General features: G+C 42.5%; 18 protein-coding genes. 7 read left to right on the forward strand and 11 right to left on the reverse strand.

Going from position 1 to position 23,175, the window contains the following annotated elements; translation table 11 throughout:
- Window positions 1–2: 2 nt before the first annotated feature.
- The gene (ilvD, locus tag L6421_RS08225) at window positions 3–1,862 is read right to left on the reverse strand and encodes a dihydroxy-acid dehydratase (RefSeq protein ID WP_237261250.1); all 1,860 of its coding nucleotides are present in this window, start codon (window positions 1,860–1,862) and stop codon (window positions 3–5) included.
- 99 nt (window positions 1,863–1,961) lie between these two features.
- Between ilvD and argA the strand changes: the two genes are divergently transcribed.
- Window positions 1,962–3,248 carry an amino-acid N-acetyltransferase gene (gene argA / locus L6421_RS08230; protein WP_237261251.1) on the forward strand — a complete coding sequence of 429 codons (1,287 nt, stop codon included), beginning with the start codon at window positions 1,962–1,964 and terminating at the stop codon, window positions 3,246–3,248.
- Window positions 3,249–3,268: 20 nt separating this feature from the next.
- On the forward strand, window positions 3,269–3,904 hold the full coding sequence (gene rnt / locus L6421_RS08235; RefSeq protein WP_237261254.1) for a ribonuclease T: 636 nt from the start codon (window positions 3,269–3,271) through the stop codon (window positions 3,902–3,904).
- 138 nt (window positions 3,905–4,042) lie between these two features.
- On the opposite strand, the gene grxD is transcribed toward rnt, so the two are convergent.
- Both grxD and L6421_RS08245 read right to left on the reverse strand, forming a co-directional pair.
- Window positions 4,043–4,405 carry a Grx4 family monothiol glutaredoxin gene (gene grxD / locus L6421_RS08240; protein ID WP_311195273.1) on the reverse strand — a complete coding sequence of 121 codons (363 nt, stop codon included), beginning with the start codon at window positions 4,403–4,405 and terminating at the stop codon, window positions 4,043–4,045.
- Between the two features lie 88 nt (window positions 4,406–4,493).
- Window positions 4,494–6,317 carry an N-acetylglutaminylglutamine amidotransferase gene (locus L6421_RS08245; RefSeq protein WP_237261255.1) on the reverse strand — a complete coding sequence of 608 codons (1,824 nt, stop codon included), beginning with the start codon at window positions 6,315–6,317 and terminating at the stop codon, window positions 4,494–4,496.
- Between the two features lie 390 nt (window positions 6,318–6,707).
- On the opposite strand from L6421_RS08245, the gene L6421_RS08250 reads away from it, so the two are divergent.
- From L6421_RS08250 to coaE, 3 genes are read left to right on the forward strand one after another with little or no spacing between them, the layout of a single operon-like run.
- On the forward strand, window positions 6,708–7,607 hold the full coding sequence (locus L6421_RS08250) for a DUF1749 domain-containing protein (protein ID WP_237261256.1): 900 nt from the start codon (window positions 6,708–6,710) through the stop codon (window positions 7,605–7,607).
- Window positions 7,608–7,611: 4 nt separating this feature from the next.
- Window positions 7,612–9,837 (forward strand): bifunctional diguanylate cyclase/phosphodiesterase, encoded by a 2,226-nt coding sequence (locus L6421_RS08255; RefSeq protein WP_237261258.1) that lies wholly within the window; start codon window positions 7,612–7,614, stop codon window positions 9,835–9,837.
- 41 nt (window positions 9,838–9,878) lie between these two features.
- Window positions 9,879–10,499 (forward strand): dephospho-CoA kinase, encoded by a 621-nt coding sequence (coaE, locus tag L6421_RS08260; protein ID WP_237261259.1) that lies wholly within the window; start codon window positions 9,879–9,881, stop codon window positions 10,497–10,499.
- Between the two features lie 41 nt (window positions 10,500–10,540).
- Here the strand turns inward: coaE and L6421_RS08265 are convergent, their stop codons facing one another.
- Window positions 10,541–11,488, reverse strand: a complete 948-nt coding sequence (locus L6421_RS08265) for a Nudix family hydrolase (RefSeq protein WP_237261261.1) — start codon at window positions 11,486–11,488, stop codon at window positions 10,541–10,543.
- 175 nt (window positions 11,489–11,663) lie between these two features.
- Here L6421_RS08265 and hisC point away from each other — a divergent pair, with 175 nt between their 5' ends.
- Window positions 11,664–12,728, forward strand: coding sequence for a histidinol-phosphate transaminase (hisC, locus tag L6421_RS08270; RefSeq protein WP_237261262.1), 1,065 nt, complete (start codon window positions 11,664–11,666; stop codon window positions 12,726–12,728).
- A 120-nt stretch (window positions 12,729–12,848) separates the two neighbouring features.
- On the opposite strand, the gene argJ is transcribed toward hisC, so the two are convergent.
- Both argJ and secA read right to left on the reverse strand, forming a co-directional pair.
- Window positions 12,849–14,060: a bifunctional glutamate N-acetyltransferase/amino-acid acetyltransferase ArgJ gene (gene argJ / locus L6421_RS08275; protein WP_237261264.1), complete on the reverse strand. Its 1,212-nt coding sequence runs from the start codon at window positions 14,058–14,060 to the stop codon at window positions 12,849–12,851.
- Between the two features lie 138 nt (window positions 14,061–14,198).
- Window positions 14,199–16,925 (reverse strand): preprotein translocase subunit SecA, encoded by a 2,727-nt coding sequence (gene secA, locus L6421_RS08280; RefSeq protein WP_237261266.1) that lies wholly within the window; start codon window positions 16,923–16,925, stop codon window positions 14,199–14,201.
- Window positions 16,926–17,065: 140 nt separating this feature from the next.
- On the opposite strand from secA, the gene L6421_RS08285 reads away from it, so the two are divergent.
- A complete protein-coding gene (locus L6421_RS08285) occupies window positions 17,066–17,542 on the forward strand; it encodes a DciA family protein (RefSeq protein ID WP_237261267.1) in 477 nt (158 codons plus the stop codon).
- A 28-nt stretch (window positions 17,543–17,570) separates the two neighbouring features.
- Here L6421_RS08285 and lpxC read toward each other — a convergent pair whose 3' ends face one another.
- The 5 genes from lpxC to murC all read right to left on the reverse strand — a co-directional run bounded on the left by lpxC (window position 17,571) and on the right by murC (window position 23,092).
- Window positions 17,571–18,494 (reverse strand): UDP-3-O-acyl-N-acetylglucosamine deacetylase, encoded by a 924-nt coding sequence (gene lpxC, locus L6421_RS08290; protein WP_237261269.1) that lies wholly within the window; start codon window positions 18,492–18,494, stop codon window positions 17,571–17,573.
- Window positions 18,495–18,718: 224 nt separating this feature from the next.
- Window positions 18,719–19,966, reverse strand: a complete 1,248-nt coding sequence (gene ftsA, locus L6421_RS08295; protein ID WP_237261271.1) for a cell division protein FtsA — start codon at window positions 19,964–19,966, stop codon at window positions 18,719–18,721.
- Window positions 19,967–20,025: 59 nt separating this feature from the next.
- Window positions 20,026–20,709: a cell division protein FtsQ/DivIB gene (locus L6421_RS08300; RefSeq protein WP_237261273.1), complete on the reverse strand. Its 684-nt coding sequence runs from the start codon at window positions 20,707–20,709 to the stop codon at window positions 20,026–20,028.
- Window positions 20,710–20,801: 92 nt separating this feature from the next.
- Window positions 20,802–21,704 (reverse strand): D-alanine--D-alanine ligase, encoded by a 903-nt coding sequence (locus tag L6421_RS08305; protein ID WP_237261274.1) that lies wholly within the window; start codon window positions 21,702–21,704, stop codon window positions 20,802–20,804.
- On the reverse strand, window positions 21,704–23,092 hold the full coding sequence (gene murC, locus L6421_RS08310) for a UDP-N-acetylmuramate--L-alanine ligase (protein WP_237261276.1): 1,389 nt from the start codon (window positions 23,090–23,092) through the stop codon (window positions 21,704–21,706). The genes L6421_RS08305 and murC overlap by 1 nt, the downstream gene beginning before the upstream one ends.
- Window positions 23,093–23,175: the final 83 nt, after the last annotated feature.

Raw genomic sequence — 23,175 nt, forward strand, 5'->3', positions numbered from 1 at the left:
AATTATTTACGTTCAATTTGTTCGACATTACGCACCGCACCAAAAGCGGCACTGGTAGTCATTGCGCCATAAGCCCTTAGAGCGGCCGAAACTTTACGCTGACGAGGCTTTTCTGGCTTCCAAGCATGCGAAGCACCTTTAGCTTCCATCTCTTCACGACGCTTTTCAAATTCTTCATCAGAAACTAATGCATTGATTGTACGGTTAGGAATATCGATTTCGATAATATCCCCTTCTTTCACCAAACCGATATTTCCACCTTCCGCAGCTTCTGGAGAACAGTGACCTATCGACAAGCCCGAAGTTCCACCAGAGAAGCGACCATCGGTTAATAACGCACACTCTTTACCAAGCCCTTTAGACTTTAGATAGCTGGTAGGATAAAGCATTTCCTGCATACCTGGGCCACCTTTAGGGCCTTCATAACGGATTAGCACAACATCACCAGCAACCACTTCATTACCTAAGATTCCCGCTACTGCATCATCCTGACTTTCATAGATTTTGGCTTTACCAGAAAACTTAAAGATCGATTCATCAACACCTGCTGTTTTGACAATACAACCATCCAAAGCAATGTTCCCTCTCAATACAGCTAAACCGCCATCCTGGGTATAAGCATGCTCAACGGAACGGATGCAACCATTCTCATTATCAATATCGACCGTTTTCCAACGTTTGGACTGACTAAATGCTTCAGTAGTTCTTACATTACCTGGTGCGGCTCTAAAGAAAGTTTCAATTGCCTCATCTTCATTTCGGCTAATATCCCATAAATCGATTGCGGCCCCCATGGATGAAGCATGGACAGTATGAACATCCTTATTAATCAAACCTGCTCGCTCAAGCTCACCTAAAATACGCATAATGCCGCCGGCACGGTGAACATCTTCCATATGATAGGTTTTAGAGTTGGGAGCCACCTTCACCAGGCAAGGAACTTTACGTGAAATTTCATCCATGTCTTGCATGGTAAACTCTACTTTCGCCTCATGCGCAATGGCCAATAAATGCAACACGGTGTTGGTAGAACCACCCATCGCCACATCCAAAGCCATCGCGTTCTGAAATGCTTCATAAGTTGCGATTGAGCGAGGTAATACACGATCATCGTCTTGCTCATAATACTGCTTGGTAATTTCAACAATACGACGACCCGCTTCAATGAATAAATTCTTACGATCAGCATGCGTCGCCAGAGTAGTTCCATTACCAGGCAAGGCAATACCTAAAGCTTCAGCCAAACAGTTCATCGAGTTTGCCGTGAACATCCCTGAACAGGAACCACAAGTTGGGCAAGCTGAAATCTCAACTTCATTCACATCACTATCTGAACATGAATCATCTGCGGCCATGACCATCGCATCCACCAAGTCCAGCTTAATTCCTTCACCACCCAATACGGTCTTACCTGACTCCATCGGCCCACCCGTAACAAAAATGGTAGGGATATTTAGACGCATTGCGGCCATCATCATACCAGGAGTGATTTTGTCGCAGTTAGAGATACAAACCAAGGCATCCGCGCAGTGGGCATTACACATATACTCAACCGAATCGGCAATCAAATCACGCGAAGGCAATGAATAAAGCATTCCATCATGCCCCATCGCAATTCCATCATCGACAGCAATGGTGTTAAATTCCTTTGCAACACCACCCGCTTCTTCGATAACTCTTGCGACAAGCTGCCCCATGTCTTTAAGATGCACATGACCTGGTACAAACTGAGTAAAAGAGTTCGCTACCGCAATAATCGGTTTACCAAAATCTTCTGTGCCCATTCCTGTTGCACGCCATAAGGCTCTGGCTCCGGCCATATTACGACCATGAGTACTGGTTTTTGAACGATATTCTGGCATGAAAAACTCCTTTTAAAGGGTAGAAGTGAATTTCAACTTTCGACTTTACCCTTGAGACTGTTATACTTAGTAAATTATTACACTTATTTTCGCACATTCATGCAGCAATCTGAATTAGATTTTATTAATACATTAAGACAATCGTCCCGTTACATTGAACAACATCGTGGAAAAACCTGTGTTGTCTATCTGCCGGGAGAGTTCATTGCATGTAAAGAATCTGTTTCCCAGTTATCTCAAGACATTGGCTTGCTGTATAATTTAGGCCTAAAAATCGTATTGGTGATGGGGGCTTCAACCCAACTTGATGACGCCTTTACCAATGCGGGAATCGATTGGCAACTACATCATCAATTTAGAATCACGCCGACCGAACTCATCCCTGTTTTTCAACAAACCATTGGATTGTTACGTAGTCAATTGGAAGCAAATTTTAGCCAAGCCAATTGCCAACAGCCTAATCCTCCCACCTTAGTTTCCGGCAACTGGGTCATTGCCCAGCCAAAAGGTGTGATCAATGGCATTGACTTTCAACATACCGGTAAATTAAGGAAAATCAGACATCAAGCGATTTCCGACTGTTTGGACTCTGGTCAGGTGGCATTACTCACTCCGATAGCCTACTCCTTAACCGGTGAAGTTTTCAACCTAAATACCTTGGAACAAGCTTGCCATATGGCAAGTGCGATTAAAGCCGATAAATTGATGATTTACGGCTCTGAAGCACAACTTGTTAATCTACCCAAGCAGCTTAGCATTCCACAAATGAACATGATTATGGAAAATGCGGCGAATGATGAACAATCCAGACTTTTGGCTCAAGTTGCGCAAACCAACTTCAAAGTAAAACGTGTGCATCTGATGGACCAAAATAATCCAAGCGCCCTTTTACTTGAGCTATTTTCACGAGATGGTTCAGGAACACTGATTTTTAGTGACCGCTATCACCAATTACGTCCTGCAAACATTGAAGATGTAGGAGGAATTCTTGCACTAATAGAACCGCTTGAACAGGAAGGTATCTTGGTCAAACGCTCGCGGGAAAGATTAGAGCTAGAAATTGATAATTTCGTGGTGATAGAAAGAGATCAGCTCATCGTGGGTTGCGCGGCGCTGTATCCTAACGATGAACAAATGTCTGAACTAGCCTGTTTAGCCGTTCATTCAGACTACCAAGGTCAAGAACTCGGTGAAGAATTATTGAAAGCCATTGAAATAAAGGCTCAGAAGCAAGCGGCTAATAAACTGTTCCTTCTTACCACTCACACTCACCACTGGTTTATTGAACATGGCTTTCATCTTGCCGACATTTCAGTATTGCCACAAAAGAAACAATCCTTATATAACTTTCAACGACAATCCAAAGTGCTTGTCAAAACGCTGTAAATTTCAGCTAAAGTGAAATCATGAGTAAAGTAACTCAAATCAAAGACCGTTTTCGCGGTTTTTTACCTGTAGTAGTCGATGTCGAAACGGCCGGATTCAACCATCTTACCGACGCCCTTTTAGAGATGGCGGTGGTAACCTTAAAAATGGATGAACATGGCATTCTTTCCAGAGACCAGACCTATGATAAAAACATCTTGCCATTTGAAGGCGCTAATTTAGAAGAGAGTGCTTTAAAGTTTATCGGCATGGAAGACCCCTACCACCCCTTTAGGAACGCCATCAATGAAAAACGTGCCTTAACGGAACTATTCGCTCCTATTCAGCAACAAATCAAAGCAACGGGATGCACAAGAGCCATTTTGGTTGGCCATAATGCCTACTTCGATTTGAATTTTGTCCAAAAAGCCGCTGAACGGTGCAAGATAAAATCACCCTTCCATGAGTTTAGTACCTTTGATACCGTATCTTTATCGGGCCTAGCTTATGGACAAACCGTCTTAGCCAAAGCAGCGGTTTGCGCAGGAATGGATTGGGACAATCAGCAAGCCCATTCGGCCGTCTACGATACCGAGAAAACCGCCGATTTATTTTGTAAAATCGTAAATCAATGGCCTATTGAAGCAAATCTTATAGACAATTCAGATCCGAATTAACGCCTTTCAAAAAGCGACCAGGCCTGGTCGCTTTTTAAAATAAAGGTTTTAAGGTTAATAAGCTAATAATCTATCAACAATAAAAAAGGCACTAAATAGTGCCTTTTTTACTGCTTACCAATCAAACGGCTTTACATTTTAAGCGTTTTGCTTCGCTTCATGTTTGGCGTTCGCTTCAGCCATCATTTTTTTCAGTTCACCAGATTCGGCCAACTCAAGGGTAATATCACAACCACCTTGAAGTTCACCATCAATATAAAGCTGCGGGAACGTCGGCCAATCTTGGTATTTTGGAAGGTGCTCAAAAATAGTTGCATCCGCTAAAATATTCACAAAAGCGAACTTCTCTTCTGTTTCCGCTAAAGCTTGCGCTGCGCGACTAGAAAAACCACAAGATGGCATTTGTGGAGTTCCTTTCATGTAAAGCACTACAGGATTGTTAGTAACTTGACTATGAATACGCTCTAATGTTTCTTTCACAATTGGATCTTGGTTTTCCATTCTTATATTCCTTGCTGGTTTTAAATCTTGAATTCTTGACTATTTTACTAGGTTATAATCAAAAAATATAGATAAAATTAGTGCTTTATTAAATCGTTTTATCCACATGTTTTTGTAACCAAAACTCCAATAAAGCTGCGTGCCACAATTTACTGCCCTGTATCGCCGTGAAAGCTTGTGGAGCTTCCGGGTTTGCCAATAATTCAGCCAACTTTTTCTGATTGAAGATACCGCGCTTTTGAGCCTGCGGTGAGGTCAGCAGAGTTTTCATATACTCAAAAAACTCACCACGAACATATTTTAAAGCCGGCATGGGAAACGCGACTTTTGGACGATCGATAATTTCATCCGGCACAATGCCTCGACCAATCTCTTTTAAAATATGCTTACCATCATTGAGTAGCTTAAGGTTATCCGGAGCGGCCATCGCCACTTCCACCAATTTATGGTCCAAAAAGGGAACTCGCGCCTCGAGCCCCCAAGCCATGGTCATATTATCGACTCGTTTAACCGGGTCATCCACAATCAAAGTGGTCACATCAAAACGTAACACCTGATCTAAAAAGGTCTCCGCACCCTCTTCAGTTAAACAATCCCCCACATAATCTGAAGTCACATCATGTAAATGATATTCCGGATTGACGACTTCAAGCCACTCTTGATGAGAACGGTCAAAATAAAAAGGGGCAAAAGCCGAAACCGCCTGTTGAGGACTTTTCAAATCGATGTTTTTTCCAGCTTCAGCCATTTTTGCATACCAAAAATAACCGCCGAAGACTTCATCCGCCCCCTGGCCAGACATAACAACCTTAACATCTTGCGAAACCTGCTCAGAAAGCAGGTAAAAAGCCACGGCATCTTGCCCAACCATCGGTTCGGACATCGCCTCAACCGCTTCATGCAATCGCGGTAAAACCTCATCATTGGATATCAGATATTTTTTATGGTCGGTTTGGTAACGTTCAACCACCAAATCTGAAAACTCAAACTCATTACCCTTCTCTTCAGGAGCGTCTTCAAAGCCGATAGAGAAGGTTTTAATATTTTTCACGCCCGCTTCGGCGAGCATCGCCACCACCAAGCTTGAATCCAAACCGCCCGAAAGCAAAACCCCAACAGGCACATCAGAGGCGGTTAAACGTTTGTGTACCGCTTCTTTAAGAGAGGCATGCACTGCATCAATCCACTCTTTATCCGTTTTCGGTGCTGGCAAATCATTTAAGCGTTCTGGGCGCTTCGCCTCTAAATGCCAATAACGTTTTTTGTACATTTGCCCATCTGGATTTACGATCAACCAATGCCCGGGTTCAAGTTTTTTAATCCCTTTCAAGATGGTATTAGGAGCGGGAATCACCGCATGTAAGGTCAACTGGTGATGCAAACCGACTGGATCGATACTGGTATCAATCCCATCCGTTGCCAATAGAGCTTGTGTGTTTGAGGCGAAACGAACACCGCCTTCAATAGGAGCATAATAGAGTGGTTTAATCCCTATTCGGTCACGTGCCATTAAAAGCTGATGTTGCTCATCATCCCAAATAGCGAAGGCAAACATACCTTCAAACCGCGTCACACAATCCATACCCCATTGACGATACGCTTTTAAGATAACTTCGGTATCTGAATGGGTGTTAAAGACCTGCCCCAACTCTTCAAGTTCTCTCTTTAACGCCTCATAATTATAGATGCAGCCGTTAAATACCAGTGTCAAGGCCTCATCGACCATCGGCTGATGCCCTGCTGATGTTAAATCAATGATGGCTAAACGGCGGTGTCCTAAACCGACATGCTCACTTAACCATACACCTTCATCATCAGGCCCTCTTCGTTGCATAGCCTCAAGCATTGGAGAGATATTTTGTTTAGAAGCTTGTTGTCCGTTCCAATAGATTTCACCGCAAATACCACACATAACTTTTCTCAAATTCGTCATCAATTAATATTCGATTATTTTAACGAATTTACCGATATATAATTTTGTTTTGTGCAAAATCGCCTAAAGTCACAAATATGCCATAAACTCAAACAGAACAAAGCGATTGGTTTAGACTCAAGCAACCGTGATTTGATAACGACTCTTTGCCATTTTGTTTTATGACCAAGCTTGCAAAACGATTTAAAATATACAATCGAAGAACCATAATTTCAGCTAATTGAAATCAGCATTATCTTATATCACTACAAAGTAAGAAAAAAAGCTTATAATTTACAAAAAAGATTTATACAAATCCATTGAGATATCATTTCAATCGATTGGATTTAGATTTAAGGAACCACAACCAAAATTTTGGACTAAGTAACCATGACAAGCATAAACACATTAAAAAATCTGTTTACATCAATCTGCCTAGTAGCTTTTTTAGTTGGTTATGCAAGCCTATCTCGCGCTGAAACAATCACTCACTTAATAAAACCTTTGAATATCGAAGCCGAAGCAAACTATGAAAAAGGGGATGAGAACAAGCCCGTAGTACTGATTATTCATGGCTTTCTGACAACCAACAATTTCCATACCGTTACCGCGATGACGAAGGGTATCCGCGATGAAGGTTATTCAATTTTAGCACCGACATTGACCCTCGATATCAGCAAAAGAAAAGGGTCGTTGAAATGCAATTCAATCCATACCCACACCCTAGAAAAAGATATTATCGAAATAAAAAGCTGGATTGACTGGTTAAAAGCCCAAGGCCATAAAAACATCGTTATCGTAGGCCACTCCAGCGGCAGCCAAGAAATATTAGAGTATCTAAACCAATACCAAGACCCGGCCGTTACCGCCGCCGTCTTTACCAGCCTTTTCTACTTAAAAGGTAAGGAGTTAGGTACATTAGATAATGAAATTGTGTTTGCCAACGACTTAATCGCTAAAAAAGAAGACCGTCCCCATAAGTACAGCTTTCTGTTCTGCAAAAACAATTACTTGGCAACACCGAACAGCTTCATCTCTTACATGAAGCTTGATCGACAGTATGTACTTAATAGTTTGAAAAACCTAAAAATACCAAACTTCACCATCATGGGGAGTGCAGATAAACGTTATTTAACAGTCGGTGAAAACTGGCTTACCGAGCTTGAGGAAACCGGTACAGATTTATTTATCGTAAAGGGTGCAAACCACTTTTTTTCGAGCGAGCATGAGTTTGATCTTCAGGATCATATCATCGATATTCTAAAACAATTATCTGCTGGACAGGATTAAGAGATTGAAAGCCCCACAATTCTTTGTCAAATCGATTCGATTCTATTTCGGTTTTTTCCTGATTTTAGGTACTTCTCTGCTTCTTCTTGTAGACTTGACACTCTACAACCAAGGACAAAACATCAGGGAAACCGTTCAAAAACAATCATTCATTCAAGCCGAGAATGAAATTTCCAAATCTTTTTCAGCAACGTTGAACAATCTACAAAAACAAGCCAAAAATATCGCTGATTGGGATGAGGTTCACCAACAATTCCATGATCCGAGTTACTATTTTTTTTGGCATGATGAACGTTTGAAAGAGAGTGGGTTTTTTAAACCTTACTATGACAATTTGGAGCTTTATAAAGCCGATAAAACTTTATTAACCCCCGCCTCTCCTGGTGAGAAACGGCACTTTTTCCTTCCTGATGCCATTGTGGATACCCGCCCTACTTTGGTTTTTCACGATAATCTTGAGATGCATTTGAATGTCTATCAAGAAATCAAAAAACGAGGCTCCAACACCATCTTGGGTTATGTTGGTATTTCTGTCGACTTTTTACCCTTGCTGTTAAGCAATAACACTTTCTATTATGTCAATAAATCTAGCATCAATTTTCATGGTAGCGATTCGATCCCCTACTCTGAAATCATGCAACATGTTAACTTTCAACCCGTATCAAACCCGGTAAGTGATTACCTTTGGCAACTGATTCAAGACTTTATCGTTGAATTGATTGTCTTAATGATTATTGTCAGCCTGTTCATATACCTGATTTTCAATATCACAATCTATAAACCGCTACATATCATTTCCAACTATTTAATCCGCTTGAAAAATGCGCCAAAGAAAATACATCCGCTACCTGAAGAAAGCTTCTTTCTTTCCGAATTCGAAGAATTAAAGAACACAATTCACGATTATCATCGGGATTTACTGCAAACCCAAAATGAACTGGATCAACGAAACCATGCGGTTTGGGAACAAGCTCGCCGAGATGTTTTAACCAATATTTATAACCGCCGGGCGTTTGATGAAGCATGGAATGAAACCGTTAATAATCACAGAAATTTTCCTACTCCAACCGCTTTTATGCTGTTTGATTGCGACTACTTTAAAGCGCTCAATGATACCTACGGCCATGAAGTCGGTGACGATGTAATCAAACTTTCTGCAGTCACTATTCAACAAAGTTTACCCATTGATTGCCCCGCATATCGTATCGGAGGGGATGAATTCGCCATAATCCTAAAGGGTAGAACGCCTGAAGAGACCGTTAAGATTGCCCATCACTGCCTAAATGCCTTACAAGAAGCTCCTTTTAACAGCATTGGAGTCAAAGAAAAACTCTCCTTTAGCGTTGGAGTGAGTAGCACTTTAGATGATTTAACCAACGAAATCACCAACCTGCCTCGTCAAGCTGATATGGCTATGTATAAAGCCAAACAATCGCTTAAAGAGAAAGTTCAATGTTACCATCGAAGCCTCGATAATGAATCTCTATCTTTGGTATCAAGCAATATTGTTAACACTGTTGTAGAAGCGATTCACTCTGGTCAGTACATACAAATGCACTATCAACCAATCCAGTCACTTACCGACAATCAAATCTATTATGAATCACTGATCCGTATCAAAAAAAATGGCGACATAATTTATCCTAATGATATCTTTTCCGTCGTAGACCGCCGTAGACTTGAAATAGAACTTGACGAACAGGTAATCAAGCACATTCATCTTGCCTTGCAAAATAATCAAATACCTAAAGCGACAGGCTTATCAATCAACATTTCCGGAAAAACCTTACTGCAACCGAAATTCACCGAACTATTTGAACCGATAATCCCTTTTTTAAAGGATTATAAGATTGTGATTGAAGTCACAGAAAACAGCTTGATTGACCATATGGATTATGCCAAAAAGGTATTGAACTCCTTGCGCAAAAAAGGCTTTTTAATTGCTCTAGACGACTTTGGTAGTGGGTATTCTTCGATACGTTACCTGGCACACATGCCTGTCGATATTATCAAATTCGATATGAGCATGACCGATGCTCTTATGGAAAACGATACCAAGACACAGAACATCATTAAAAAGACGGCTGAAATGATACTTAACGCGGGATATGACTTAGTCATGGAAGGAATTGAGACTGAAGAGATGCTCGAGATTGTTAAACAAGCTGGTGCAACACATATTCAGGGGTATTTAATAGGCAAACCTTCAGCAACCCCTAAGCACCACTAAGATTTATTTGTCTTATATTTTTTAATGAAAAGTAATCATACATGACAAAAGTAATAGCCCTTACTGGTGGCATTGGTTCAGGCAAAACCACCGTTTCGGATTTTTTGAAAAAGCAGCATATCCCAGTGATTGATACGGACATCATCGCCCGCCAAGTGGTCGAGCCAAACTCTGTTGGCCTCAAAAAGATTGTTGACTGCTTTGGAGCTGGCATACTAAATAACGATGGCAGTTTGAATCGAAGCTTATTACGCGATAAAGTCTTCAATGACCCTCAAGCCAAAACGGCCTTAGAATCGATATTACACCCATTGATTCAATTTGAAACACGTCAACAGATCCAACGTTATAAAAAGCAGCTACAACCTCTGATTATTGTCGCCATTCCGTTGTTAATCGAAATCATCCAAAAAACTTCTACCAGGCCTGGTTACATCGATGAAATTTGGGTAGTCGATTGTCCAACCGAGACTCAGATAGAACGTGCAACACAGCGTGACAACAGTAATCGAACTTTAATCAAAAAAATCATCAGCCAACAAGCTAGCCGACAGCAACGGTTAGCGTATGCCGATAGAGTGATTGAAAATAACGGAACAGTAGAGCAACTTTTAGTACAAACCCAAAAGCTAATAAACCAACAAACGAATAAATCAGTCTAGGCTTATCACATCAAACACCGATTACGACTTTATCGACAGTGTTAACCTGGCCAAAACCCACTGATTGCCGCTACACCTTGCCCACCCTTTTGCTTAGCAATTTGGACGTCTTCAGGCTGCATGCCGCCCAGGGCATAAACGGGCAAGGATATCGATTTGACCTTTTCCGAAAAAACATCCCACCCGATTCCTGGCACACCAGGATGTGAAGAGGTTTCCTTAACGGGCGACAATAAAATAAAATCCGCACCGATTTTCAGCGCTTGCTGGATGTCCTTATCGGTATGGGTCGATACACCAAGCAATTTATCATGACTGATTGGTCGGCCAGAATATTCATAGATGACATTCGAAGCGAGTTGAATACCATCCGCTTCTGGAAAATCTTGTAACAACTGTATTGAACCGTTCAAAAGAATTTTTGCTCCTGCCTGATGGCATAATTCGATAGCTGGCTTGGCAATTTCGGAAAACTCGGTAGGACTTAAGCCTTTGGCGCGAAGTTGGCACAATTTGATACCTGATCTTAACGCTTGCCCGAACTTATCAAGCGCCTCATCAACGCCCGAAAACTTTCCACTAATCATATATTGATTGGCCATCTTCAATGCCAACAGAATCCCTTTATTGGCCTCTGGAAAAGTCAAACCAGACAACGCATCAATATCAAACCACTTGACCTCTTGACCTTCATTGCCAACAGGTTCGCCACTGAAGTCATCCGTAATGAATACATGTAAACGAACAGCAACTTGTTCATATTGCCAAGGTATCTCAATCAAAGGTTGCCAGTTTTGGGTTTCTACAGCCAATTCTTCCAAACACTCGCGTTTGAGTGCATCAATCGCCGTTTCGTCCTGCTCGACCTTACCGCCTGGAAACTCCCAATGATTTGCATGCGATTGATGCTTCTGTCTTAATGACAAGCAGACTTGATGATTCCTTCGCAATACGCCAACAGCGATATCGATATAGTTAACTTCTTTCACAAATTACTCAATTATTTAACATGAATATTTCACATTCTAAGGATTTATAACCCTAAAGTTAAGTGGTTAATCAGATTTAAAGCACATGACCAGGCCTGGTAATTTAAGGTAAAATACAATTCATTAATTTTTTGCCCATTAACCGTTTTAGCCATTATCAAGTCGAGTCTATAGCATGAGCCAATATTGGAGTTCATTAGTTCACACCTTAACCCCTTATGTTCCGGGTGAACAACCTAAAGTGAATAACTTAATCAAACTCAACACTAACGAGAACCCTTATCCTCCTTCTGACAAAGTACTGGCGGCAATACATCAAGCCGCCGATGATAAGTTAAAACTCTATCCAGACCCAAATTCGGACGTGTTGAAACAACGAATTGCCGACTATCATGGCTTAACCGCTAACCAAGTTTTTGTCGGCAATGGTTCTGATGAAGTATTGGCTCACGCTTTTCAGGCTCTACTAAAACATGATAAGCCTCTACTGTTTCCGGATATCACTTATAGCTTCTATCCTGTTTATTGTGGGTTATATGGTATTGAATACCAAACCATTCCATTGAACGATGAATTTGAAATCGATATCACAGACTATAACCAGGATTGCGGGGCGATAATTTTTCCAAACCCTAATGCACCTACCGGAAGATTGCTCGGTTTAGATAAAATCGAAGCATTATTGCAAATGCATCCTCAGCAAGTATTACTCATTGACGAAGCTTATATTGACTTTGGCGGGCAAAGCGCCATAAGTTTGGTGAACCGATACCCAAATCTATTAGTCACACAAACGCTTTCTAAATCACGTTCTTTAGCAGGCCTACGTGTTGGGTTTGCCATTGGCCATCCAGATTTAATTGAAGGTTTAGAACGTGTTAAGAACAGTTTCAACTCCTACCCTTTAGACCGTTTAGCAATCTACGGCTCTGTAGCTTCTTTTGACGATGAAACCGCTTTTCAAACGGCCTGTCAGGCAGTGATTAACACCCGTGAAGTCCTGGTGACAAAACTGGCGGAATTAGGCTTCAAGGTCATTCCTTCAGCAGCCAACTTTGTCTTTGCAAGCCACCCTCAGCATCAAGCCGAAACCATCGCGGAACAACTTAGGGAAAAATCCATCATTGTTCGTTATTTTAATAAACCGCGTATAGACCAATATCTGAGAATCACGATTGGTAACGATATGGAAAACCAAGCCTTATGCTCAGCTTTAGAAGCGATTATCAATAACAAATAACTCATCCTGGTTGTTACAGATACAAAAAAGCCCTTGATGCTTCAAAAGCATCAAGGGCTTTTTATTTCACCGAATTTAGAAAGTCATCAATCTATTGGCTTCTTTCTAAATCAGTCCTAATCAAGAACGGTACTCTGCATTGATCTTTACGTAGTCATATGAAAAATCGGTGGTCCAAACCGTTTCTGAACACTCACCACGATTCAACTGGATACGGATATCAATATCCGTCTGGTTCATCACCGCTTGGCCAGCCTCTTCAGTATAAGTTAAAGCTCTACCACCATTTTCTACAATACAGACATCCCCTAAATAAATCTTAAGGATATTCACATCTAAAGCTTCAATTCCAGAACGCCCTACCGCAGCCAAAATACGCCCCCAGTTTGGATCAGAAGCAAATAATGCCGTTTTAACAAGCGGAGATAAAGCTACCGCATGTGCCACCTGAATACACTCTTGAGATGATTTTCCGCCTTCAACGATGACACTTACGAACTTGGTCGCGCCCTCGCCATCGCGTACAATCATTTGTGCCAATTCAGTCATCACCTGATTAATCTCAGTCGCGAAAGCCTTATAAGCGGATGAATCCACCGAATTGATTTCCGGCATATCGGCTTGCTGGGTCGCCGTTAAAGTACAAGCATCGTTGGTGGAAGTGTCACCATCCACCGTAATACGGTTGAATGATAGATTGACCGCATCACTCAAACATTGCTGTAAGCAGGCCTGGTTGATTTTGGCATCGGTCGCCACAAAACCTAACATGGTCGCCATATTAGGGTGAATCATTCCCGAACCCTTAGCCATACCGGTAATCGTTACCGCATTGCCATCTATCTCAATCACCTTGCTCACCGTCTTAGGCACTAAATCTGTGGTCATAATACCTTTACAAGCATCTGCCCAAGCCGTAACCGATAAATTGGCGATCGCCGCAGGAATCCCTTGCTGTAACTTTTCCATCGGAAGGTTTTGACCGATCACACCAGTTGAAAATGGCAACACTTGATTAGCATCACAGCCCAACTCTTTAGCTACCCACTCACAAGTCTGCTTAGCATCCAACATACCTTGTTCACCAGTACCTGCATTAGCATTCCCCGCATTGATAATCAAAGCGCGAGGCTGGGATGCCGTCAAATTCTCTTTCGCCAACGTCACCGGAGCGGCACAAAAAGCATTTTGAGTGAATGTCGCCGCAGTGACCGCACCTTCACACAACTCAACAACCACTAAATCAGTATTGCCATTCTTTTTAATCTTAGCGGCACAAGCGCCTAAATAAAAACCAGCTACTGGGTGTAAAACAAGATGATCTAAATTCATGAATTTTCCTTATCCTATGTTGGATAACCATTTTTTGAGCAAAGTAAAAACCCACCTTTCGGTGGGCTTAATGAAATTTATAAGTGGTATTTTCGGTTTAACCCAATACCAATAAATTTTAATTAAGAATACTGCGAATTAACTCAATTTTCCACAACATTGTTTATATTTTTTACCTGAACCGCAAGGGCATGGGTCATTACGTCCGACTTTTGGCGCTTCACGTCTAAAAGTACTTTCCGCGTCCGACTCCTCTTCAGAAGTTTCATCCGCCGATTGCCCGATTCCTTGCGCAGCGGGATGATTCGCTTCCAGGTTATGAGGACGCTCTTTTTCGGTTTGTTCATCAAAGTCCGCTACATCCTGCGAACCTTCAATTTGTACCAATGATAGAACCTTAACGGTTTCAAAAGTCACTTCTTGCAGGAAGTTATGGAACATTTCCGATGATTCACGACGATACTCTTGGAATGGGTCTTTTTGAGCATAGCCGCGTAAATGGATACCTCGGCGCAGATAATCCATTTCTGACAAATGCTCACGCCATTGCCTATCGATTGTGCGTAACAACACTTCTTTCTCGAAATGATGGCGTGTAGTAGGATCCACTACACTCATTTTCTCTTGGTAAAGATTCGCCAACTCTGCGATGATTTTCTCAACCAACTTCTCTTCATAAAGCGAGTTGTCCTCTTTCAACCATTCTTCAATCGCTAATTCGGCGCCCAACTCTTCATTGATGGCTTTAACCAGGCCTAGCAAATCCCACTGTTCCTCAAGTGATCCTTTAGGAATATACATCCCAACAATTTGCTCTACCACTTGTTCACGTAAACTATCGATCACCTCAGAAACATCGTCACCTTCCATCAACTCATTACGTTGCTGATAGACCACTTTACGCTGTTGGTTAGAGATATCGTCAAACTTAAGCAGATTAGCACGCTCATCCTGATGCATACGTTCAACTTGCTTTTGAGCACGTTCAATGGATTTTGTCACCATACCATGCTCAATCGCTTCATTTGATGTCATACCTAAACGTTTCATCATGGACTTCACTTTTTCTGAAGCAAAACGACGCATCAAATCATCATCTAAAGAGAGATAGAAACGGGTTGTTCCAACATCCCCCTGACGCCCAGAACGACCACGCAACTGGTTGTCGATACGTCTTGATTCGTGACGTTCCGAACCAATCACTTTCAAACCACCAAAACCTAACACCGCCTCGTGACGTGCTTTCCAAGCTTCAGTGACTTCTTTGATTTTTTCTTCACTAGGATTCTCTAATTCAGCGATTTCCATCTCTAAATTACCACCCAGTACGATATCCGTACCACGACCAGCCATGTTGGTTGCAATGGTTACCGCACCAGGCAAACCTGCGTTGGCAATGATAAACGCTTCCCTTTCATGCTGTTTGGCATTCAATACGTTATGCGGAACCTTGGCTTCGGTTAAGAAACGTGACAGCAGTTCAGACATTTCAATCGATGCCGTCCCCACCAATACCGGCTGCTGTGTTTTATGGGTTTCACGAATATCTTGAACGATTGCGTTAAACTTACCTTCCATATCAAGGTAAACCAAATCCGGTAAATCAACACGCTCCGGTGTTTTATTCGGTGGTATAACCACAACTTCTAGGTTATAGGTTGACAAGAACTCACCCGCTTCGGTATCAGCGGTTCCTGTCATACCTGACAGCTTCTCATATTGACGGAAATAGTTTTGGAAAGTAATCGAGGCGAATGTTTGACTCTCTTGCTGGATTTGTACGCCTTCTTTCGCTTCCACAGCTTGATGCAAGCCTTCACTCCAACGACGACCTTCCATCTTACGTCCGGTAAATTCGTCGATGATTACAACTTGATCGTCTTCAACGATGTAATCACGGTCTTTTTCGAATAATAAATTGGCTCTTAAAGCCGCATTAACATGAATCATTAGACCAATATGTGCCGCATCGTAAAGGCTATCGCCCTCCTCCAACAGACCGACTTCAGCCATCATCTCTTCGACTTTAGCGTGCCCTTCATCAGTCAGATAGATCTGTTTGGCTTTTTCATCGATGGTGAAATCACCAGTTGAGGTTTTTGTTTCTTTATCTTCTTCACCTTGTTCAAGGTGTGCGACTAACGGATTAATTTTTCGATAAAGTTCGGATTTATCTTCTGCTGGACCAGAGATAATCAACGGCGTTCTAGCCTCATCGATTAAAATGGAATCGACTTCATCAATCACCGCATAGTGCTGGCCACGCATGACTCTTTCAGCGGAGTAAATCGCCATATTGTCGCGTAGATAGTCAAAACCGAATTCGTTGTTGGTACCGTATGTAATGTCTTTAGCATAGGCGATTTGTTTTTCTTGCTGTGATTGACCACTCAAAATCACACCGGTAGATAGCCCCAAAAATTCAAACAGCTGGCCCATCCACTCAGAGTCACGCTTCGCCAGGTAATCATTCACCGTAATGACATGAACCCCTTCACCTTTTAAAGCATTCAGGTATACAGGAAGTGTCGCTACCAGGGTCTTACCTTCACCGGTACGCATCTCTGCAATACGTCCATCATGCAGCGCCATCCCCCCTATCATCTGCACGTCATAATGACGCATACCAAACACTCGTTTACCCGCTTCACGAACCACCGCGAAAGCTTCGGGAAGCAAATCATCCAATGTTTTACCTTCCGCCAAGGCTTGTTTAAAATCCGTGGTTTTCTGCTGAATTTCTGCATCGGTCAATGCTTCAAATTCAGCCTCAAGCGCATTAATTGTTTCGGTGACTTTACGGTATTGCTTTAGCATGCGTTCATTACGGCTACCAAAGATTTTTTTAAAGATATTAAAGGCCATTTAAATGTATATTCCAGTTAAAAATAGTGCGGTTATCTGATGACAATAATTATCACCATAACGAATTCTATATGGGGTTTGGTTGCATTTTACAAGCGCTGAGATGCATTACGGCTTTTGTCTCGACTTATTGCGGTAAAATGAGCAAATATTCTAACATAAAACCATATACTCGCATTATGAAACCGTTATTAAATCAAGCACAAGGTGCGTTAAAAAACTTACTGGAAGATGCGCAACTATTTCAAGCCTTGCTGGAAGTAGGACAAGATAGTTTGCCATCGGAACTGCAACCGCATTTAGTCGGCGTGAGTTTTGAAAAAAACACACTATTATTACAACTCGATGAAGCCATCTGGGCCACCCAACTCCGGTTTTATGAACCTAATCTACTGGGCATCTATCAAGAGCATTTTCCTCATCTAGAACTCAGTCGGGTAAAAGTGCATATACTGCCTAAGGCGCAAGAGCCAATCAAAACCAAGAAAATGGTGGTGCCACCCAGCCCAGAAGATGCTGAGGCGATGTTGGATTTAAGCCAAAAAGTTAAATATGAAGGGTTAAGCAAGGCCTTAGCCTCTTTAAGTTTGCGGGCAAAAAAAAACGCCTCTGAGTGAGGCGTTTTGTATCGGTTGGCATATTGGATTATGCAACCACTTTGCTACTACCGTATTGCACTGGTGGCTTAACATCATCGGCGTAATCCACAATCTCAAAAGCTTCAGGCTGTGCCATTAAAGCTCTCAACAACTGGTTATTTAAGGCATGTCCCGATTTATGAGCGGTAAATTCACCTACAATCGGATGCCCCAGCATATAGAGGTCACCAACGGCATCTAGGATTTTATGACGTACAAATTCGTCTTTATCACGCAACCCTTCCACATTCATTACGCCACTATCATCCAATCCAATCGCATTCTTCAAGCTCGCACCCAAACCTAAGTTTTTAGCCCGCAAAGATTCCATATCTTTCATAAAACCAAAAGTACGTGCACGACTTACCTCTTTGAAATAAGAGGTCGATGAAAACTCCAGCGTCATCTTCTCAGCGGTTTGCTGGAACGCAGGATGCTCAAAATCGATTGAAAAATTCAATCTATAACCATCGTAAGGCTTAAACTCAGCCCAACCACCCTTCTCGTTTTCAACTCGAACCGGCTTTAAGATTTTGACAAACTTTTTAGGCTGGTCTTGTATCGCAACCCCCGCCGACTGCAACAAGAAAATAAAGTGCGAAGAACTTCCGTCCATAATTGGCACTTCATCTGAAGAGATATCGATATAGACATTATCAATCCCAACCCCCGCTAAAGCGGACATTAAATGCTCAATGGTGGCAATCTTGATTGGCTTGTCATTGACTTGATTCACAATCGTGGTACACAAAGTCGTTTCACCGACAATCTCAGGTGAGACACGAAATTCAACTTCTGGGGCGCAATCAATACGTCTGAACACAATACCTGTATTAACCGGTGCTGGTCTCAATGTCATGACAGCCTCATGGCCAGTATGCAGACCAATTCCTTTCGCTTTGATTTTGTTGGCAAGTGTTCTTTGATTCAAGGGAAACTCATTTTCTAATAATTATGGATTGATCATATATGTATTAATTAATACGGAGTAACCTAAACATCTATCGATAGAGAGACCGAACCGATTGATTACTCATAATGACGGGCATTCTATCACAGAACACCCGACAAGCTTTAGACTGAAATTTACTTATACAGAAGACTTTTACACAGGTGCTTCAAGGATAAAAAAGGCTAAAACCCACCTGGATATTGTTAAAAGCTTTTACTAAACCAGGTTTTCATACGTTCAAAAATCGATCCTGCATCGGTAAAACCGGAACGTTCCTGTATTTCTGGAATCCCGCCCCCCATATGATCACGAGCATGCATCAACAGACCGACCGTAGTTGCATAAGATGGGCTATTCACCTCATCAGTCAAGCCCTTAACACCATGAGGATAACCTAGGCGAACAGGCATATGGAAGACTTCTTCAGCCAACTCAACAGCGCCTTCAACCAAGGAGCTACCACCTGTCAATACAATCCCCGCCGCCAATACATCTTCAAAACCGGCACTACGCAACTCGGCTTGGATTAATTGGAACAACTCTTCATAACGCGGCTCGATGACTTCAACTAAAGTACGGCGAGAAAGACAGCGAGCAGGACGATCACCAACACTCGGTACTTCAATCTCTTCATCTTTATCAATCAACTGCGGCAATGCACACGCATATTTACGTTTAATCTCTTCAGCAGCCTGGGTTGGGGTGCGTAATGCAACGGCAATGTCGTTGGTAACTTGGTCACCGGCCACTGAAATAACAGCCGTATGACGGATTGCGCCATTATGGAATACCGCGATATCGGTGGTTCCACCACCGATATCCACCAAACAAACACCCAGCTCCTTCTCATCTTCGGAAAGCACGGAATCGCTGGAAGCTAGCTGTTCAAGAATAATATCGGCAACCTCTAAATTGCAACGCTCCACACACTTGGTGATATTTTGAGCGGCACTGACCGAGCCCGTCACCATGTGAACCTTGGCTTCTAAACGCACACCTGACATTCCAATCGGCTCACGGATCCCACCTTGGCTATCGATAATGTATTCTTGCGAAAGAATGTGCAAAACACGCTGGTCACCAGGAATAGCAATCGTTTGAGCCGCCTCCATGACACGTTCGATATCATCCGGCTGAACGTCTTGATTACGGATGGCAACCATACCGTTTGAATTGAAACTTTTGATATGGCTACCCGCGATACCGACATAAACAGACTGCGCTTCAAATCCCGACATCCTTTCCGCTTCATCAATCGCACGTTGAATCGATTCAACGGTGGAATCGATATTGACCACCACACCTTTTTTCAACCCTCTAGATGGGTGAGTTCCCATACCAACCACTTCAATCTCACCATCGGCCTTAATTTTTCCGATGATCGCAGCGATTTTAGAAGTTCCAATATCAAGACCGACTACGGTATTTGAGGTGTGCTGTTTACGCGCCATGTTGTGCTTTACCTTTTATCATTTTTCACACTATCAATTAATGCATTGCTAAGACAAACTTATGATTGATTTTTCGCTATTATAAACCCGTTACTATAGCGCAAATCATAAACTCTTGCTGACTTTCTCATCGCTGAATCAAGCTGGGGAAAAGCTTGAATGAAACGTTGTAATTTATGCTGGTATTCCAATGAATCGATAACCAATGATGGACCATTTAAAATCTGCACTTGCCAAACCTTATCTTCCGATAGTTTAAGTTGCGATACCGTCATATTTAAAGCGTTCAACTGGTTTTGCAAGTCGATTAAATTCCTAAGAACCCATTCAGATTCCGACAGATCGCCATCAAGCCGTACCAAATTTTCAAAACCTGCTATCGACAACGGAAAAAACACTCGACCAGAACGATTAACCAGGCCTGAATCTCCCCAACGTGCCACTGGCACCTGTTCTTTAATTGAGAGATAAAGCAGGTTAGGCCACTTCCTTTTCACTTCCGCCGACTGCACCCAATCCAGGCGGATTAAATCAGCCTGGATGTGATTAAGCGGAATATCCCAAAAAGATTTACCTAAATAAGGTTTAACGGTTTCTTCAATTTCTTGCGGGGTAACCTGGCTAAGCGGGGTAGTCAACTCATAGGCTTGAATCGGTTGATAAAATGGCGAATTCTTCTGGGTAGACGACCAAGCAACCAGGGCTAATAGAGCAATTGCGAGTATCAATACAAATATTTGCATGCTACGTTTTACATTGAACAATGTGCTGAACCCTTCCTATGATTACTAATAAACTGGTTTGACCCTTGACGAATGATATCGAAACAATCGAATTAAAGTGTGGTTTTTAAAATCTCAACCACTAATTGCTCAAAAGCGATGCCTTTGGCCTTAGCGGCCATAGGTACCAAACTATGGTCGGTCATGCCCGGCACGGAATTCAACTCAATCAACCAGGCCTGGTCATCCTCATCCAACATGAAATCCACCCGCCCCCAAGCCTTGGAACCAATCACTTGGAAAGCTTGCAAAACAAGCTGTTGTAACTCTTGTTCTATTTCAGGAGTTAAATCACAAGGACAAATATACTGTGTGTCATTGGATTTGTATTTAGCGTCAAAATCATAAAAATCATGCGTGGTTTTCAACTGAATCAATGGCAAGGCGGTGTTATTTAAAACCGCACACGTGTATTCACGCCCGGTAATCCATTGTTCAATTAATATCTCGGAATCAAATTGCTGAGCATACTCAACCGCTTCAACCAAGCTAGGCTTGTCATACACTTTACGCATGCCGATACTCGAACCCTCATGACAAGGTTTTACTATCACCGGAAAAGGCAGATCAAACTCACTGATATCCAACGGCATCAAATCCGACACCCAAATAAACCCAGGAGTTGGCAAGCCAGCCCCCATCCACATCCATTTGGTTCTAAGCTTATCCATAGCAATTGCTGAGGCCGCCATACCGCTTCCGGTATAAGGTAAACCTAAATCATCTAAAATCGCTTGAACCACACCGTCTTCACCCCAACGGCCATGCAGGGCGATAAAAGCTCGGTCATATTCTTGGGCGATACGCTGCAAATCTTCCAGCGAGGTGACATCTTCAGAAACGGCATTTATGCCTTGGTCAATAAAGGCTTGGGTAACGGCTTGTCCACTGCGTAAAGAAACCTCTCTTTCAGCGGCTTTGCCCCCCATTAACACGGCAACCTTACCAAATTCCATTACGCCTGTTCTCCTTGTTCCTGCCAATTTTTAGAGACTTGTCCAATATCACCCGCTCCCATCACCAACAAGACATCGTTGTCCTGCAAGACATCGCCAGCGATGGTGTTTAACTGTTCAAAGCTATCGGCATAAAAACCATTCCCACCACGAATTCTGAGAGCTTGCAATAAGGCTTTGGAATCAAACATCGGCAAAGGGGTTTCACCGGCCGCATACACGTCGAGCAGGATGACCAAATCAGGGCCTAATAAAGCTTGGACAAAATCATCAAACAGATCACGGGTACGGGTGTAGCGATGAGGCTGAAAAACCAAAACTAAACGTTGGTCAGGAAAAGCTTCTTTTGCTGTCGCAATAGTCGCTTCCAGCTCGGTGGGATGATGCCCATAGTCATCAACCAAGGTGACGTTATGAACGCCAATAGTGCGATTTGGGTATACCTCGAATCGACGCCCCACTCCGCCGAATTCCGCTAACGCTTGCTGAATGGCTTCTACGGAAACATCCAACTCAAGCCCAACCGAAATCGCCGCCAAGGCATTCAATACATTGTGTCTACCAGGAGCATTCAAAGTCACATCAAAACTTAATTCACGACCGACCAACACTTGGAACTGCATGGTTAGACCTTTTGCCTGAACATTGATTGCGCGTACATCGGCAATTTCGGAAAAACCATAGGTCAGAATTTTACGTGACAGCTTAGGCAGAATCTTTTGAATATTCTCATCATCGATACACATGATCGCCATACCGTAAAAAGGCAGGCGATGGATGAATTCGATAAAGGTGTTTTCTAGATTCTGATAGTCACCTTGATAGGTTTCCATATGATCTTCATCGATGTTGGTCACCACAGACATCATCGGCGAAAGATGTAAAAATGAAGCGTCCGATTCATCCGCTTCGGCAACTAAATAATGGCTTGAACCTAGACGTGCATTCGACCCGACCTGGTTAAGCTTGCCGCCGATGACAAAAGTAGGGTCAACCCCGCCTTGAGTCAACACCGCTGCAGCCAAACTGGTCGTGGTGGTTTTACCGTGGGTACCGGCAATGGCGATACCAAAACGCATACGCATCAGTTCAGCCAACATTTCTGCACGCGGAATCACTGGTACACGAGCGGTTCTCGCCCAATCCACTTCAGGGTTACCAGGACCAATGGCAGTGGAAACCACCACCACATCGGTATTTTTGACATGCTCAGCGGCATGACCAAGTTGAATCAAAGCACCTAAAGATTCTAAACGAGCAACCGTTGGGTTATGTTTTAAATCCGAACCTGAAACCACATAACCGAGGTTTAAACATACCTCAGCGATACCGGCCATTCCGACCCCACCGATTCCCACAAAATGAATCTGTTTAACTTGTTCTTTCATTCAGCTGACTTTCTACAATTTGAATTTTAAATATGCGACATATCATACAATGAATCACGTAATAACAAGAAAAATTATATGTA

This window comes from Thiomicrorhabdus immobilis (assembly GCF_021654855.1).
Taxonomy (GTDB): domain Bacteria; phylum Pseudomonadota; class Gammaproteobacteria; order Thiomicrospirales; family Thiomicrospiraceae; genus Thiomicrorhabdus; species Thiomicrorhabdus immobilis.